We start from the raw sequence: 16,100 nt of genomic DNA on the forward strand, positions 1-16,100 counted from the left end.
GACTGCCAATGGTGTACGGCCGATCCCACCGACTCCTATACGTGAATCGCTCAACGCCGCCTCCGGTGCGTGCTGAACACCGCGTTCGAGCCAACACCGAGCAGCACAGCCACAACGATGACACAGAGCGCGGTGATGCCGGGACGCTGGTCCTTGGCGCGCGGCGGCGCCGGAATGTCCAGTACCGCACCGCTATACAGCCCAGCTGGTGCGACAGGCGCTATGCGATAGCTCAGAGCCGCGAGCGGATCGATCAGTCCTGCGCCGACACTGTTGTCTATCGTCCGCGCGGGAGCGTGCGCACTGGCTTGCAAACGAGCGGCGATGTCGGTGGGGGATTCGTTCGGGAATCGGGAGCGCAGCAGGGCCGCCACACCACTGGCGTAGGCAGCGGCGAACGAAGCGCCGCCGACCGCCGCGAGTTTGCCGGGCTCACCGCGTCCGTTGATCAAACCACCGCCACCCGGCCCGAGTGACTCGACGCCGGTGCCGGGCGCAGCGACCGACACCCACGGACCGGCCAGCGATTCCGCCATGGCCTCGCCGGTGGCGGTGGTGCAACCGACAGTCAGCACAGCGGTCGAGTACCAGCCCGGACTGGAGATCGTTTTGACACCGTTCCAATTTCGCGGGTCGGCGGGGCGGCCAGGATCGATTTCAGGATTCTGTTCACAGCCGTTGCCCGCGTCGCCGGCACCGGCAACGATAAGCGCCCCCTTGACCTGTGTGGCGTAGTTGATCGCGGCGGACAGCGTGGACTGGTCAACCCCGAGGCCGGCAGGCACACATACCGGCAGCGCGATGGTGATTACGTCCGCGTTCAGCTCGGCCGCTCGCGTGATCGCCCGCGCCATAATTCGAATTTGAGTCGATAGTTGTTGCGCCGCATCGTAGTTGGTGTACCCCTCAGCGGCATACGCCCCGGAGCGGTACCGAATAGAGATGATGTGGGCATCGGGAGCCACACCACCGAAGGCATCAACCGCATCCGGTGCGGCGCCAATGATTCCGGCAATGAGCGTGCCGTGCGCATCGCAGTCTGACAGACCATCACCGCCGGACTGGACATAGTCACCACCACCCACCAAATTGGGCAGCCGGGTGTTCGGGTCGACCCCGGTGTCGATGACCGCGACGGTGACCCCGGTTCCCGAGCTCAGCGCGCGAACGCGCCGCAGATCCAACGCTCGTTCCGGCGGCGGGACCTGGGCCGGATCGCTATCGGGTAATACCCCGACCTCGACGCAGGCCCTGTTCTGTTTGGTTGCGTACTCCGGACCCGGCCTATCATCGTGCGGCGGTGGGGTGACGAGCAATTCGGGCGGCTGAACCGCCGCAGCCGGGGCCGCCACCACTGCCACTGACAACACCGCGGCGAACAGCGCGGGCGCGCCACGCCGTCTCATCACAGCCCTCGCATCGCTGTGTAGATGCCCATGATCCAGCAGGCGAGCACTGGCACGGTGAGAACGAACGCGTACTCGATCAGATCGATGACGCGGCGTATCACCGGTGAGAGGCGCACCGTAGGCAGCCGCGCGCCGGCAACACAGCCAGCGATGGCCAGCGCAGCGATCACTACCACGACCACCAGTCGAGACGGCGCGGTCGAATACGCACCCACCAGCACAAATCCGACGCCGAGGACTATCGTGGCGGCCGCAGTGATCAAAGCCATGGCCTGAACTCGGTCCGGGTACCAGCGGGCCCGCAGGATCAGCACGCCCGAAACGGCCACCGCCAGGACGATTTCGCGAACGCTGCCGGGGCTCTGCCAAGCCGAGAGCACGGCCGCGCCGGCAAGCACGATCGAGGCGGCGACGATCAGTCCGCGCAGCCCGTTGACCGCCAGCCGGGCGCGGTTCTCCAGTGACAGCGTCGCCCGGTTACGCTGTGCGGCAGACTGTTCCTCCTCACCAGGACCAGCGGCCTCGGCGTCGAATATGTCGGTCAGAGTGCCATGGTCGACCTCCCGCCCCGGATCAGGCAGGTCGGGTGGACGAATCCGCGCCACCAATACGGCCAGGCGCGGCGCGGCGGTCAGCAACAACAACCCCGCCAGGACCGCCGCACCGGAAACTTGGCGGACCGAAAACCCAAGGGCGGAGGCGAACCCCGCAGCGACAGTCAGTAGCGATCCGAGGACCGCGGTCCCTAGTAACACGGGCAGACCGACCCGGGTCGAGCGCAGTCGGATCGTGGCGACAACGGTGGCCACGGCCGCACCTGTGGCCAGATTCGAGCCTTCGAAGAGGCCGTGCCGTCCGTAGGGCAAAGGCACCAGCATGGCCGCGCCGGCGGCGAGCAGCGGTATCGCCGTCAGAATCAATCCGAGCCCGAGCCGGGGTGATTGATAGCGGCGCTGCGTCGCGCCCGCCGCGAGCACACAAAGCAGACCCAGCACGAGCGCGGGTAGCGCGCACCAGAGCACCGAGCCGGTGCGCATCCACGACCACGACAGTAGCGCTGTGATCACCAACGCGCCGGACCCGAACGCCGACAATCCCGTCAATGCGGCTGTCCTCGAGTCGAATTCGGCGAACTCCCGGTCATTTACCCGGGACAGGGCGTCGGTAATGTCTTCCACCACCGGGTCGAATACTTCAGCCGACTCGGTGGTGGTCAGCATTAGCAGCGCGCCATCGGCAACATCGTGCTCGGTCAGGGTGCTCCAGCGCGGCAGCGGTGCCTTGCCCGGCCGGGCCAACGTCCAGTGCCCGGTGGCGGCAGTGAAATCCACAATCGGGTCGTCGATAATGGCTGCCAGCACCGACAGCAGATCATCCATGAAGGTCTCGATGCTGAACTTGGTCGGTAGCACCACATCAACCTGGTGCGTAGCGACCATGATCGCGACGCGCGCGCGGGCGACCTCGGCGGGCTGTGGTACCGCGGCGGGGGGTGCGGCCACAGCCGACGGGGCGTTCACTGCCGTCCTCCTCGTTCGGTCCGGCCGTAGCCGGACATCAGATTGTCCGGAAATCCATCGGATACGGTGGCCGCGAGTTCCTCGAACGCCAAGGCGGTATCCCGCTCCAGCAGTCGCAGATCGATCTCGCCACCCTCTGCCAGATGCTCGTCATAGGGAATGACGAAGGTGGGCCGTCCGGCAGTAGCGAATAATTCCTCGATGCGCGAGACCTCCACCACCGGTTTGGCGGGATGCTGTAGCACGATCGCGACAATCGAATTGGCGGCCAGGTTGTGCTGTCCATGCGCGTTCAGCCATTCCATGGTGGCCACCGCACCGGTCACCCCACGCACGGTCGCCGGAGTGGCCAATACGACGGCATCACTGGATTCCAGTACCGCACCTGCGGCCGAACCGAGCACCCCGGTACCGCAGTCGACCATCAGCAAGTTGTAGTGCCGGCGCAGGATATCGGCGGCGGCCAGATATTCCGGACCCGAGAGTGGATCGACGGTAGCGGGCGTCCAGGGTGACGCGACCACAGCCAGATCCGAACTCGTGATCGAGGCGAAGGACTGCACGGAGGAGAAGGCATCCAGGTAACGTTCCTGAGCCAGGTCGCGGAGTGTGAGTCCGTAGGGGTGGCGGCTGGTGCGCGCTGCCAGGTCACCGAAATCGGGGTTGGCGTCGATGGCGGCGACCCGGTCGGGTCGCAGTGCGGCAAAGGTCGCGCCCAGGGTGGCTGCGGTGGTGGTCCGGCCGGCGCCTCCCTTCACATTCAACACCGCGACCTGATACGCCGCGCCGAGTTGACGGCGAATGCGGGCATGTCGGTGCTCGGTGCGCTGCTCGGTGGGAGACAGGCCGATATTGAACCCGACCTTGTTCAAAGCACCACGCATTCCGGTGGTCGAGCGCAATTGCACCTGTCGACTGGCAGCGATATCGGCCAGCAGTTCGTTGGAGGTCAGCGAGATCGGCAGGGCCTGATACCCACTGGATTCGGGATGGGAGATCCAATGTGGCGTCCATGCGACTGGCGGCGCTGGCTGCTGGAACGAATTCGGAACGGGAAGGCGGGGAACGGAAGCGGGATGTGAAGCTGGGTTGGCCGACGATGTTCGTGCGGCGACAGGCGGCCCGGGGGCGGCCTGGACGTCGTGATCTGAGGGTGGAGCGCCAGGCGAGCGACTGCCGTAGACATGGTGTGGCGGAGGCACCGCGGCGGGCGCGAAAGCCGCACTGGGCGTTACTTGTTGGACCGTTTCATCATTGTGTTCCAGATTGGTTTCACGGCCGTGAGCCCGACGCGATTCGCCGCCGATGGCTGGGTGCTCCGACGCGGTGCCGTGGCGGGTGTCATGGGGCCCGGGCGCGAAATCGATGCCGGAATTGGGTGATTTGCTACCCCCCGGTTCGGGCGGGAGGGCCCGGCCCGATGCCGGGTTCGGCTGGTGATGACCGTGCCCCGCGACCGGCGGGCGACCGCTGGTGCCGGTATCGCTCTGCTCCGATGACGCGAAGTAGGCGTCGTAGCCGCCTCGAGCGCGCACCGATCTGGTGGTATCACCGCTGCCGCCCGGTGCAGTGCTCATTTCCCTCATCCTCTCGAAAATCCCAGAGGGACAATCACGTTCGACTGGTTCGGAACCAACTGCCGCCGGGTAGCAGCTCGGCTAGTGCCCGGACGCCGGCACGCAGATTCGCGTCGTCCCCCGGGCGGTAAGTAGAGCGCAACTGAGCGCTCAAATCCCGACTCGGCACGACCGCGATCCGGCCGGAGTGGGTGTCCAGCACGGTCATACACAATTCGGGGGTGGCGACTATGCCGTCATGGTGTTCGATCATCACTACCTCGGCACGCCGAACCACCTCGTCCAGTGCCCGGGTGAGTACGGCGGCGGTCCGGGGTTCCGCACCCAGTTGCACCAGGGCCGAGAGCCGGGACTCCGCGTCGGAGGGAACAGCGGCGAACTCCTCCTGGGTGGCGGTCAGTGGGCTGAAATCCGGTGCGAACGCCGGGCCGATCGCGGCGAGCAGCGCCGCCGCCACCGCCTCCAGCCGCTCCCCCTCGGTGAACACCGATTGGATGACAAGATGGTCGTCACAGCGCACCGCGAGCACGTGAGTGTCCACGCTTCGCACAAGTGAAAGCCGCAGCATTCCTTTGACCTCGCCGGTCTCGTCCCTGTCGATGATGCGGGCAGCCAGTTCCACATCCGGCCGCTCCAGACAGCGCAGCCAGCGCACGATCACCGGGTGGACGCCATCGTCGCCGAGAATGCCCGCCTCGGCGAGCTGTGCGGCGACGACAGCGTTGACCCGGTCCCGATCCTGGATGCTCTCGATATTCGGTAGTACTACCAGCACTGCCGGAAATGCGTCGATACCGACTATGGCCTTCAGCAGTAGAGCGGCATCGATATTCAAGTCGATAGCTACAGGATCGTTATTCAATTCTGCACCGAAACTGGAAGTGGCGCGCATCTCAGCATTCTAATCGGAAATGAGAATTAACCAGGATGGAAGCCAGCGGAATCAGAGAAAGGAGTTCCCGCCATTTCGATCGACTACGTGCATGAGTTGCGCAGCCTCATTAGCCGCTTTCTGGGTTGCACTCATCGTTGTGAGATATTCATCCAGATTCCGGTCCAGTTTTTCCATCGCTACCTTCCAGCCCTCGGCACTATCTCCCGCGAACCCGCTCTCAAGCAGCTGTTTTCTCACCGAGGCGGCACGTGAACCGGTGCCACTCATCGATGCGATGATTCCTCCAAGCTCTGTCGTGTGAACATCGATCAAATCGCGGTCATGAGCAATACGCATCTTTATCTACCTTCCGAACCAAAACGAATTATGAATATATTAAAAATCTCGGAATTTATCACTGGGGGCCCAGGAACTTCCCCCACTCGCAGCGGATGCCGCGTAAATTCGGCTTACACTGTCGGAGTCGGCCGCGTCAATCTTCACTCCGACAACCTGCATTTGAGTGACAATTTCAGAAAGAGTCGCGGACAATTTTCTTCCCGACTCGAAGGCCGTGCCGAGGACGGAATAGAGAGCTCTACCTCCTAGGCCCTGCATGGCCTGGTTCAACTCATTTTGAACATTAGAAAGAGCGGTGAGCCGATTCTCCAATTCAAGGTGACATTCGAATGCAGATTTACCTGCTGCTTGATATTTCGCCTGATCTATTTCTGTTTGATTCATTGGCATTTGCGTATCCTATCGATATCTAGTTCGACCCAGGCAACTTACCGAGGACGTATCGGAGTGTTTGATTCGAGGAGCTCGGGGGAGTTCGTACCGGGACCTGCGTCCGGGTTCTGGTACCCAAGAATCTGTTCGGAAGCGGAGTCCTGCTCGCTCTCGCTGTTGATGTACCCGTTGGCGACCAACGCATGTGGCACTTCAAGAACTGGGACATCTGACGGCGCACCAGGTACGAATACCTTTTCGGGTCGGCGTTCATCTTTTTCACGTCGACGCTGCCGAGCCTGTGGCGCACTGACGCCTCTGGATGAAGTGCGCTGGGCGACCGGTTGTGTGGCAGAAGCTCCCGCACTCATCCCGAATGTCTTAGGAGGCATAGCTGACCAACTGGACGGCATGCGGAATCGGGCCGCGCCGCTCGGCATGGCGCCGAGACCACCGGTCATCATGCCGAGCGTGACCAGACTGCCCACACCGCCGTTGAGTCCTGCCAGAGTCGGAGAACTCGGCGATGTTCCCAGCAATCCGCCTTCCGAAGTTGGGAGCTGCGTAATTCCTTCGTTACTGTCAGCCGACATGGCCGGAATGTCGGGTACAGGCTGTTCAATGGCGGGCGGCTTGGGTTGGCCGCCCGCGCCGCCCGGCTGGCCGGTATTGCCTGGTTGACCACCGGTTCCCGAGGCGGCCGTTCCTCCAGGTGCAGGCGCAGGCGCAGAGCCGACTGGGCCGTATCCCGTCCCGCTGCCAGTGCTGCCAGATAGATTGATCCTTGGATCACCTGCACCGAGGCCATCGGCCGGAACGAGTGCGGTCACATCCGGAGGTTGCCCGAGACCGCCGCTCACAATCGGCGGCGCGGCCGCCGGAGGAGGCAGCTGGCTCAGTAGACCGGTGGCTGTCGCGGCGTACACGAACATGGTTGTCGTCGCTATCGCCGCCAGCGACAGGTAGGTCGCTTCAAGTGCAAAGATGGTGGGAGTATTCTGCGCCATCACGTTGGTGGCTATGGCTGTCGCATGGGCTGCCTGAACCGCGAGTATTTCCGGAAGCTTCGGCATGGTGGCCAACGCCGCCGCGTTGGCGGCAGCGATCTGATTCGCGACGGTAGCGGTGGCTGCGGCCGCCGCAGCCTGCGTTCGCAACCAGTCCGCATGGGTGCGGAAGGCTTCCTGGGCACGATCAGCCGAAGGGCCTCCCCAAGCACCCGCCATCTGGCTCATGCTGCCATCGGAACCCGCCGCGGCGGCGTTCAGGCCATTTGCCATAGCCATATACGCGGCCGCGGTCGCCTGTAGCGGCGCTGGGCCTGGGCCGCTACAGAGGCGGGCAGAATTCACTTCCGGCGGTAGCGCCGCGAAGTCGAGTAGCAAGGGAAACATGGCGTCACTCCGACCTGGTGCCGTAGTTCACCAGGTCGGGCCGGAGCTGGTCGCGGAGATCAAGGCACTGCCGTCGGCATCGCACAGCGCGGTAGCGGCACTCACCTCCGCGAGCTTTTCCGCGCCGGGCAGAAGCTCGGCGCCGCCCGCGATGGTGTCCGCACAGAAGCGGAAGCTATGGCCGCAGATGTGCATGGCTACCGTAAGTCCTACCGAATCAGCTCCGGCTGGAACGGGTGCCGCGAGCGCCTCCGCCGAGGCGACAACAGAGGAGAGGCCCACCTGTATCGCTTGGAGTTGCCCGCCGATGGCTGCAAGCTCCTCGGGAATCATATGAAAAGACACGGTCGTCTCCTTGCAGATATTCGAGGATTCGAATGGAGAGTTACATAAGGAACGTTATGGCATTCCCAAGCCTGGGAATATGACGTGAACTTCGTGGTCCGCAGCAGCGCTGGTCACTCACGCGCATTCGTTATCGCCGCCTGCACGAGGTCGCGGCGGGCGTGCAGGGGTTCAACGAATATGCCGCGGCCCAGAGGCTGCTTGACGGCTTTCACATCGCCGATCAGCATGCCGTCCAATCTCGAGCCATCCATGATGAAGCCCGAGCAGTTCAGATTCTTCATCTGCCCGAGAATGTTGTCGTACATGGCAGAATCGGCTTGTGCGATATTGCGGGCCGCGATGAGATGCAGGCCGGTATCGCGTCCGTCGACAATGAGATCCTTCAACGGATCGAGTGGGTTCATCTGACCACGCTGGGCGACCATATGGTAGTCGTCGATGACAACGAAGATTTCCGGCCCACTCCACCAGGAACGGTCCTTCAATTGTTGTGAGGTCACCCCGTCAGGTGCGCGACGTTCGCGCATGCGAGCGGCGAAGCCGCCGAGCCCGTCGATCAGATCGCGTTCGCTCGTCAAGTATCCGATCGAATGCTCTTCCGGGATGGCGTCCATGTGCTGCCTCCGATAGTCGATCAGCAGGACGCGCGCCTGTTCGGGGGTGAATTGCCGGTGGATGGATTCCAGGAGCGCTCCGACTACCGTCGACTTTCCGCATCCGGACGAGCCGAGTATCACCAGGTGGGTTGAGACGCCGAAGTCGACAGTGGCAGGGGTGAGGTCGGATTCGCGCAGGCCGAAGGGGACTACGAGGCGTTGGGCCGGCGTGGCGGGTGCGGGTAGTCCCGCGGTTACCTCGGCGAGGGTGATGTGGGCAGGCAGCAGTTTCACCTCCGGCGCCCGGCGACCGGGGTACTGGCGGGTGAGCGCGTCGATCGCCGCAGCCAGCCCCCCACTCGCGGATTCCACCTCCGATAGACCGTCGATGCGCGGTAGCGCGGTGAGCATATGCAGCGCGTCGGTGGACACGCAGCGTCCGGGTCTGTTCGCGGGAATGGCGGCAACAGTGTGCCGGTGGGCGGTGAATACGGTGTCGGTGAGATCACCGAGGCGCATCTCCAAACGGGTCTGCAGCATATCCTTGACCGAAGGCCGGATGGCCGCCCAGCGGGAGCTTGTGACGACCAGGTGAATGCCATAGTTGAGACCTTGCAGCGCAAGAGATTCCACGACCGGCTGGTATTCGTCGAAGTACGGGCCGCTGTGTGAGAAACCGATATCCCAGCCGTCGATGACGAGAAAAACGTCGCCGTGCTCATCGCCATAGGCGTCGAGCTGAGCTGATTCCGGCGTGGAGGCGCGGCGACGGCGGAACTCGCGCATCGAGTCGATCCCCAGTTCGCCGAACAGATTCTGCCTCTGGGCAATCAGATTCGTCAGCAGAGCGAAGGTACGGCGGACGCGGTCCACATCCCGAATCGAGGCGATCGAGCCCACGTGTGGCAGTGCGCGGAGACCGGTCAGGCCACCGGAGAAGTCAAGGCAATAGAACTGCACCTGTTCGGGCGAATGTGTCAGCGCGGCGGACAGGATCAGAGATTGCACGGCGGTCGATTTGCCCGACTGTGGTCCGCCGACAATCGCGACATGGCCGCCCGCACCGGACAGGTCGACCGTCCACACGTCCTGGCGCTGCGAACGGGGCTGGTCGACGATCGCCCAAGCCAGCTGCAGGCTGCCCGGTGTCGCATGCTGCACGAGCCGATCAAGAGTGGGCGCGGTGTTCAGCGGCGGTAGCCACATACGGTGCGCCGGTCGCCCACGTCCGGCAAGCTGCTGGAGTACGGTCTCCATCACTGTTACCGGCTCGATCTCGATGACCTCAGGGTCCGGGGCGAGCGAGGGTTCGGGGATGGTGGAACGGGTTTCGGCGATGGCGGCGGCGGTGAAACGCTGCGGCATCCGATAGCCGCCACTGGCCCGGCGCGCACGGTGGGTGCTGGCGGCGACGGTCTGCATTGGTGGGGTGTAGGACGAGCCGACGTAGGCCGCCTGGAAACGCTGCAGATCGCCGGCGCCCACACGCAGGTATCCCGCGCCGGGTTTCTTGGGTAGATGGTAGGCATCCGCGGTGCCGATGGCATCGCGTGAATCGCTGGTCTGGTTGGTGCGCAAGGCGATTCGATATGAAAGATGAGCCTCGAGTTCACCCATTCGACTCGAGGGCACCTTCTGGGACGCCAGCAACAGGTGGATACGCAGCGAACGCCCGAGGCGGCCGATGGCGACGAAGAGCTTGGCGAAGGAGGGATGCTGTTCGAGTAGTTCGGCGAACTCGTCGAGAATGATCAGCAGGGTCGGCATCGGGTCGAACTGCGCGCCCTGCTCGCGCGCCCGCTCGTAGTCCGCGACGCTGGCGAAGTTGCCCGCGTCACGCAAAATGCGTTGCCGCCGTGTCATTTCGCCGTTGATCACGTCCTCCATACGGGTCACGAGATCGGCTTCCTCCTCCATGTTGGTAACCACCGCGGTCACATGGGAGAGTCGGTCGAAGCCGAGAAAGGTCGCGCCGCCCTTGAAGTCGACCAGCAGCAGATTCAATAGGTCGGGTGAATGTGTGGCGACGGCCGAAAGGACAAGCGTGCGAAGGAATTCCGATTTTCCCGAGCCTGTCGCGCCGATACACATGCCGTGCGGGCCCATACCCTCTTCGGCGCTTTCCTTGATATCGAGGTGAACCAGGCCGCCCACCGGGTCGTACCCGAACGGGACATTCAACCGCGACCGGTCGATGTCCCGCCGTACGCGCCAATATCGTTCGATTTGGATATCGCCAGGATCGGTGACCCCGACCATCTCTTCCCACGAGGTGCCGCCAGCCTGTTCGGCAGCGACGGCTTCCACCACGGTGGATAGTCGGTAGGGGGCGAGACTGCGAGCCAGGGCGGTGCTCGCACTGATGGACATGGCATCGGCCCACCCCACCCGGCGCTTACCGCGGGCCGATACTTCATGCAGTGAGCGGTCCTCGTCCACGGCGAACCGTAGAGCACGTGGTAGTGGTTGCTCGGCGACGCCGAGCCGCAGCCAGGTACAGCCGTCGACACCGGAGATATCGCGTTCGTTCGCCGCGCCGCCGACCCCTACGATCAGTAGGAAATGCTTACGCTCCAGGGACGGCTGGCTGTTGGCCGAGAATGGTCCACGGTTGAGTCCCGCCAGCACTTTGGCTCGAAGTTCGCCGACGCTGCGATACACCATCCGACTCGAACCGATTGCGTCCGTATCGCTGGGGTGCTGGGTATGCGGCAGCCATTTGAGCCACGCCCACTCGGGGGCGTCAGGATCCGGCAGAACCGCGGCGATTCCGACCTGATCCGGTCCATGCAGCACAACGACTTCCGCGAGCACCGCGCGGACCAGCGCCGCTACGACGGCGAGATCCCCGTCCAGGCCGATCTCGGGGGCGGACAGCAAGTTGATGGCCACGGGCATGCCGCCGACAGTGGAGTAAGCCTTGGCGAACCTCGTCACCTCTACAACACCGACCGGGTCCAGGTCCGCCAGCGGCGCGGCCTCGGGCACGATGACCCGAACCTGGTTGGCTATCCGCCCACGGCCGACGCGAATCCGCAGGAACTGCGGACTGGCCACCTGCACCTCCCACATCCGCGGACTGCCAACCAGGCGGGCGATGCTATCGGGGCCCGGATGGGTGTGCGCGAGATAGGTCTGAAGCTCGGTCTCGCTGACGCGCACGGATTTACGGTGTTCGGCGATGCTGCGCAGATAGTCTTTGCGCTCCTCGTTGAGGGAAGCCGCACCGCCGGCGCCATTGCCGCTGAGGCCGCCGCCAAGGGTGCCGAACATCGACACCACCATCATGAGGGGGAAGAACAGCGACGTCGGGTTCATCGCCCCACCGCCGCGGAACATCATGACCATCATCCCGGCCATGCCTGCCATCATCACCACGGGCATGATCATCTTGAGCCGGGACGGCGGAACCGGTTTGGGTAGTTCGGTTGGGGGTTGCAGACGTAGTTCCGCCACCGCAGGGGCTTTGGGGCCACGCACCATGCGGGCGGGGCGGACGAATCGGCGCGTGGTGGTCACGTTATCCTCCGGGCAGGGGTGCCGCCGCGCGATCGGCGGCGATGCCGTCGTGCTGGATGCGGGCATCGCGTTGCGATAGGGCTGGTCCAACGGCGAAGAGCGAGACGACATTCCATGGGGCGGGAACAGGATTGCGCAGGGCCAACGCAGTGAGGGTGGGGTCGCCCGTCGCACCGACACGGGCGTCGATGCCGTACCGCACCCCGCTGTCGGAGATCCAGAACAAGCCCTCGCGCAATGGTGAGGCCGAGTCCATTCCGGTGACGCGCACGAAGCTTCCGGTATCGCGGGGCAGATAGGCGGCATCTGCGGTGGCACCGCGCGAACCGTTCGCGGTGACGAGCGGGACTGTACGGCTGAGCTCGTCGGGCGCGAGCGGTAGTTGTCGCCCGACCAGCAGTTCGGTGGTCGCGTTCGGATCGGCGGCGCCACGCGACCAGTGATAACAGGTGGTGCCCTCGCGTTCGGGATCGGCGATCCGCAGAGTGGTCGCGGGATAGCTCGTGGTGCCAGGCCAGCCGCCGGGACGCAGGTTGGCGGCGATGACGTCCGGGCCGACCGCGATCGTGGCAACCGCGCCATGAGAATCAGTATTGCGGACCATAGCCGCCAGCACCGGGCTGATCTGCACCACCCCCTGCTGCGAAACGAGGTAGTAGGCGATGCCGTGGTCCACGGTGGTCACCGAGAGCACCGAACCTACGACCGCAGAGAGCCCTGACGCCAGGATGCTGCTCTGCCCGGATCCTGGTACTGCGGGCACCCGCAAGGGTGGCACCTGGGGAATGGCACGGAGTAGGCCCGGAGAAGCCGGCAGCACCGGTGCGGTGGCATCGATGCCCAGCGCGAGGGTCACGGCGGAGTCACCGAGACCGATTGCGGCCCGCACGATTCCGCGATCATGGTCGCGGTACACCAGCCAGGTGATCCCACCCTCGCGCAGCAGGCGGGCCTGGGTGTCGCCGAGTGGACGGATGGCCTCGCCGTCGACGGTCAATCGACTTCCGATAGCGACGGTGCGGACCGGCGAGCGGCTGGTGGTGGGCAAGCCGGTGGCCGGATCGATCGGACCGGACGCGCCCGTGGCTGTGCTGTCGCACACCGCCCATGAAGAGTCTCGGTCGTTGCCGTCGGAGATGGCGCCGGGTGCGCCCGCGATGCCCACGATCGGGCCTCGCGGGTATTTCGCCAGTTCTTCCTTCGACACCTGCACCGGGTTCTCCGGCGCGCCGATGACCAGTCGTGCCGAGGTCAGGTTCAACGCTGGGTGTAGTCGCCCACCTACACGCACATACAGTGCGCCCGTGCCCTTCTCGGCGACGATGCGTGCGTCGCCGATCGGTTTGGCGGGTTTCAAGAAGGCCAGCACTGCCGATCCGGCAATGATCACGCAAGCCATGGCGATGCCGATCGACAGCGCGGTGGAGCGGCCGCGCTGCGGGTCGTCGATCATCGAGGCATCCCGCCGGACCAGCGCATGTTCGATACGCCGGAACAGGAAGCGCCAGCCGGATATCTGGTGTTTGGTTACCACCCGGAAGCGGGCCACCGTCCTATGTTTCCTTCCCTCGCGCCCGGTCAACGGGTGGCGGCCGGCGCCAAACCCTCCAGGGCCGCGGTGATATCCGCTTCGGAGATTGTCATGAGTTCCACGTCGGTCATCGTCGACACATTGACGCGCTCCCGAGTGAAGCGGTAGTCGCGTTCAGCCTCGGCCGCCTCGACGACATTGCGAACGAAGCGGCCGTTTCCAGCCAGATCGATCAGGCGGCGGCCATTGCGGGCCTGCCCGGATAGCCGTTCACAGCGATCATGCAGCGCACGACGGGCATCATCGGAGAGTATCGAATCCTTGTGCTGGGCAATATGTTCGGCGATGCGCACCAGTTCGTTCGCGTCATAGCTGGCGAAACGGATGCGTTTGGTGAAGCGCGAGGCGAGGCCGTCGTTGGAGGCCAGGAATCTGTCGATCTGGTCTTCATAGCCAGCGATGATCACCACGAGTTTGTCGCGGTCGTTCTCCATCCGGGCCAGCAGCGTGTCGACCGCCTCCTTACCGAAAGCGTCGCCGCCGGAAAGCCCTTCCTGGATCAGGGTGTACGCCTCATCGATGAACAGCACCCCGCCGAGCGCCGAGTCGATCAGAGCATTCGTCTTGGGCGCGGTGTGCCCGAGGTGAGTGCCGACCATATCGTTGCGGGAGACTTCGACGACGTCGGCGTTCTCCACCACACCGAGGCCGGCGAAGATCTTGGCGATAACTCGGGCAATGGTGGTCTTCCCGGTGCCGGGCGGCCCGGAGAAGATCAGGTGGTGGGATCGGGAGTCCACTGCCAAACCGCGCTTTGCACGGATCTGGTCCATCAGCACCCCGGACTTGAGCCGATCCACCTGTTCTTTGACCGAGTCCATTCCGATCTGCGCCCGCAGCAGGTCCGAGGCTTCGGTGAGTAGTGATTCGCGTTCGTCGCGCGCGGCCGAGGCCGCCACCTCCGCCGGATCGTCGCCCGAGCGCGGATCCCATTGGTCTGTGCGAGTCGAGATGACCTCTGCGGTGGTAATTTCGAAGCGGTAGTTCTTGTCCGCGACCGCACTCTGCCAGTCCGGGTGGTGCTGCCACAGGGCGGATCCTTGGAGTCCCTTGAGAACTCGGTCGGCGCCGTCGTGATCATTGTTGTGCCGCAACACCATTCCGAGCAAGAAGTGCGCATCGGCCCAGATGTAGGACAGGCTACCGGAGGAGCTGTCCTCGACGATGCGGTGCGCCCTGGGCATCGCCTCCCCGAAGCGACCCAGATGCGCAAGTGATTGCGCGGCCATCAGTTCGGCGGCGATATCGAGCAGGCTGTCCTGGATGACCGGCTTACTCGCTCGGAGTTCGATGACATCAGGCCAGCGGCGGGTGCGGAAGTACAGTGAGAGTCGCACGAAGTCGGCGACATCGTCACCAGGCAGCTGATCGAGAATGGCTGCCGCTTCGTCCCATTCACAACCCTCGGCGTATTTGCACGCCTGCGCGAGCGCGATCTGATCGCGGTCGGACATCGCCACCCGCAACCCGTACATACCGATCTCGACTTGGCACCATAGCGACCTGTCCGGCATACCGGCTCGCTGTTGATCTCGATAGAGATTGTGTACCGAGCGGTAGGCCCCATAGACGACCTCCGCGGTGACTTCCCCCGCCATGGCCAACCCGAGCCAGGCGTCGCACATATCCGGATCCAGGCCGGTGGCCGCGCGGAATGCCGCCAGGGCATGTTGATCGTTGCGCACTCCCCCGGAAACCAATCCGAGACTTTGAACCCCTGTATAGAACGCGTCCTCGGCCGCTGACAACTCGGACTTCCCTTCCACCGATCTCGTCTGCACGAAGGGTAGAGGTGCCGTCGACGGCGCCTTTCCCATCACTGGGAATACGCTCGGGCTGCCAGCTGGGGTTGGGTGCGATTGTGGGGAGGCATCATGGGTCATTGCCCACTCTCTGATTCCGAAATGGCGGAACAATGGCCATACCAGCGCATATCGACCACTTTCATTCGGTCGCGGTGGCGATCGCCGCTATTCCTGGGGATATGACGCCGGAATCGATCGCCTCCGCGTGTGGCGTAGAACTCAGCGAGATCGCCTGCGCGATACCGGGCGTGCGGGAGTTGCAGGGCTACCCAGTAGGCGGCGCGTTCTCGATTATCTCGCTTCGCGATTCGCTCACCAACCGAGCCGAGCCACCAGCACTGACGTTGACTCCACGGGCCGGGGTCCGGCTCTATCAATCGGATCTGGAGCGCGATTTCACGTTTGGTCGAGATTTGATTCACATCGATCCTCACGTCCCACCGGAGGGCACCGTGACATTCCTGGTGCAGCGCGGCAGTAAGGACCTGCGGTTTGAGTTCACCCGAAAATCGAGAGTGCTGCGCGAGCTGACCGTCCGTCCGTGCGTCTGATCCTGATCCCACGCACGGACGGCTTCCCAGCGGAGGGAATCCCTGATCGTCAGGTGGCGATTTATATGTCAACATACATTGTGCCGTTAAATAGTGGCACAATGGATTGGAGCCACTACTTCCTCATCAAGTGGTGACAGTCCGGCGGCTGTATCCCCCGCGATCCGGTATGCCAGCCGCCCCA

General features: G+C 64.0%; 12 protein-coding genes. 1 reads left to right on the plus strand and 11 read right to left on the minus strand.

Annotated features, from left to right (window positions below):
- Window positions 1-50: 50 nt before the first annotated feature.
- The 11 genes from mycP to eccA form a co-directional block, all read right to left on the minus strand.
- Window positions 51-1,184 (minus strand): type VII secretion-associated serine protease mycosin, encoded by a 1,134-nt coding sequence (gene mycP, locus ACFVUS_RS27045; RefSeq protein ID WP_387772146.1) that lies wholly within the window; start codon window positions 1,182-1,184, stop codon window positions 51-53.
- A gap of 221 nt (window positions 1,185-1,405) precedes the next feature.
- Entirely contained in the window at window positions 1,406-2,929 is a 1,524-nt protein-coding gene (gene eccD, locus ACFVUS_RS27050) for a type VII secretion integral membrane protein EccD (RefSeq protein WP_387772149.1), read from the minus strand.
- Window positions 2,926-3,837, minus strand: coding sequence for a MinD/ParA family protein (locus ACFVUS_RS27055; protein WP_387772152.1), 912 nt, complete (start codon window positions 3,835-3,837; stop codon window positions 2,926-2,928). Before ACFVUS_RS27055 ends, eccD begins: the two co-directional genes overlap by 4 nt.
- A 703-nt stretch (window positions 3,838-4,540) precedes the next feature.
- Window positions 4,541-5,398, minus strand: coding sequence for an ESX secretion-associated protein EspG (locus tag ACFVUS_RS27060; protein WP_387772155.1), 858 nt, complete (start codon window positions 5,396-5,398; stop codon window positions 4,541-4,543).
- A 51-nt stretch (window positions 5,399-5,449) separates the two neighbouring features.
- A complete protein-coding gene (locus ACFVUS_RS27065) occupies window positions 5,450-5,737 on the minus strand; it encodes a hypothetical protein (protein WP_387772158.1) in 288 nt (95 codons plus the stop codon).
- 39 nt (window positions 5,738-5,776) lie between these two features.
- Window positions 5,777-6,130 carry a hypothetical protein gene (locus ACFVUS_RS27070; RefSeq protein WP_387772161.1) on the minus strand — a complete coding sequence of 118 codons (354 nt, stop codon included), beginning with the start codon at window positions 6,128-6,130 and terminating at the stop codon, window positions 5,777-5,779.
- 38 nt (window positions 6,131-6,168) lie between these two features.
- On the minus strand, window positions 6,169-7,506 hold the full coding sequence (locus tag ACFVUS_RS27075) for a PPE family protein (protein ID WP_387772164.1): 1,338 nt from the start codon (window positions 7,504-7,506) through the stop codon (window positions 6,169-6,171).
- Between the two features lie 27 nt (window positions 7,507-7,533).
- Entirely contained in the window at window positions 7,534-7,851 is a 318-nt protein-coding gene (locus ACFVUS_RS27080) for a hypothetical protein (RefSeq protein WP_387772167.1), read from the minus strand.
- Between the two features lie 113 nt (window positions 7,852-7,964).
- On the minus strand, window positions 7,965-11,969 hold the full coding sequence (gene eccCa, locus ACFVUS_RS27085; RefSeq protein ID WP_387772170.1) for a type VII secretion protein EccCa: 4,005 nt from the start codon (window positions 11,967-11,969) through the stop codon (window positions 7,965-7,967).
- 1 nt (window position 11,970) lies between these two features.
- Complete coding sequence (eccB, locus tag ACFVUS_RS27090; protein WP_387772173.1) at window positions 11,971-13,518, minus strand: type VII secretion protein EccB; 1,548 nt, start codon at window positions 13,516-13,518, stop codon at window positions 11,971-11,973.
- A gap of 29 nt (window positions 13,519-13,547) precedes the next feature.
- On the minus strand, window positions 13,548-15,245 hold the full coding sequence (gene eccA / locus ACFVUS_RS27095) for a type VII secretion AAA-ATPase EccA (protein WP_387772176.1): 1,698 nt from the start codon (window positions 15,243-15,245) through the stop codon (window positions 13,548-13,550).
- Between the two features lie 230 nt (window positions 15,246-15,475).
- Between eccA and ACFVUS_RS27100 the strand changes: the two genes are divergently transcribed.
- Window positions 15,476-15,916, plus strand: a complete 441-nt coding sequence (locus ACFVUS_RS27100) for a hypothetical protein (RefSeq protein WP_387772179.1) — start codon at window positions 15,476-15,478, stop codon at window positions 15,914-15,916.
- The last annotated feature ends 184 nt before the right edge of the window (window positions 15,917-16,100 follow it).

It is taken from the genome of Nocardia sp. NPDC058058, from assembly GCF_042885355.1.
Lineage (GTDB): Bacteria > Actinomycetota > Actinomycetes > Mycobacteriales > Mycobacteriaceae > Nocardia.

Coding starts and splice junctions, on each gene's coding strand:
- ACFVUS_RS27060 (WP_387772155.1), bottom strand. CDS start 5,398: ATGCGCGCCACTTCCAGTTTCGGTGCAGAATTGAATAACGATCCTGTA.
- ACFVUS_RS27065 (WP_387772158.1), bottom strand. CDS start 5,737: ATGCGTATTGCTCATGACCGCGATTTGATCGATGTTCACACGACAGAG.
- ACFVUS_RS27070 (WP_387772161.1), bottom strand. CDS start 6,130: ATGCCAATGAATCAAACAGAAATAGATCAGGCGAAATATCAAGCAGCA.
- ACFVUS_RS27075 (WP_387772164.1), bottom strand. CDS start 7,506: ATGTTTCCCTTGCTACTCGACTTCGCGGCGCTACCGCCGGAAGTGAAT.
- ACFVUS_RS27100 (WP_387772179.1), top strand. CDS start 15,476: ATGGCCATACCAGCGCATATCGACCACTTTCATTCGGTCGCGGTGGCG.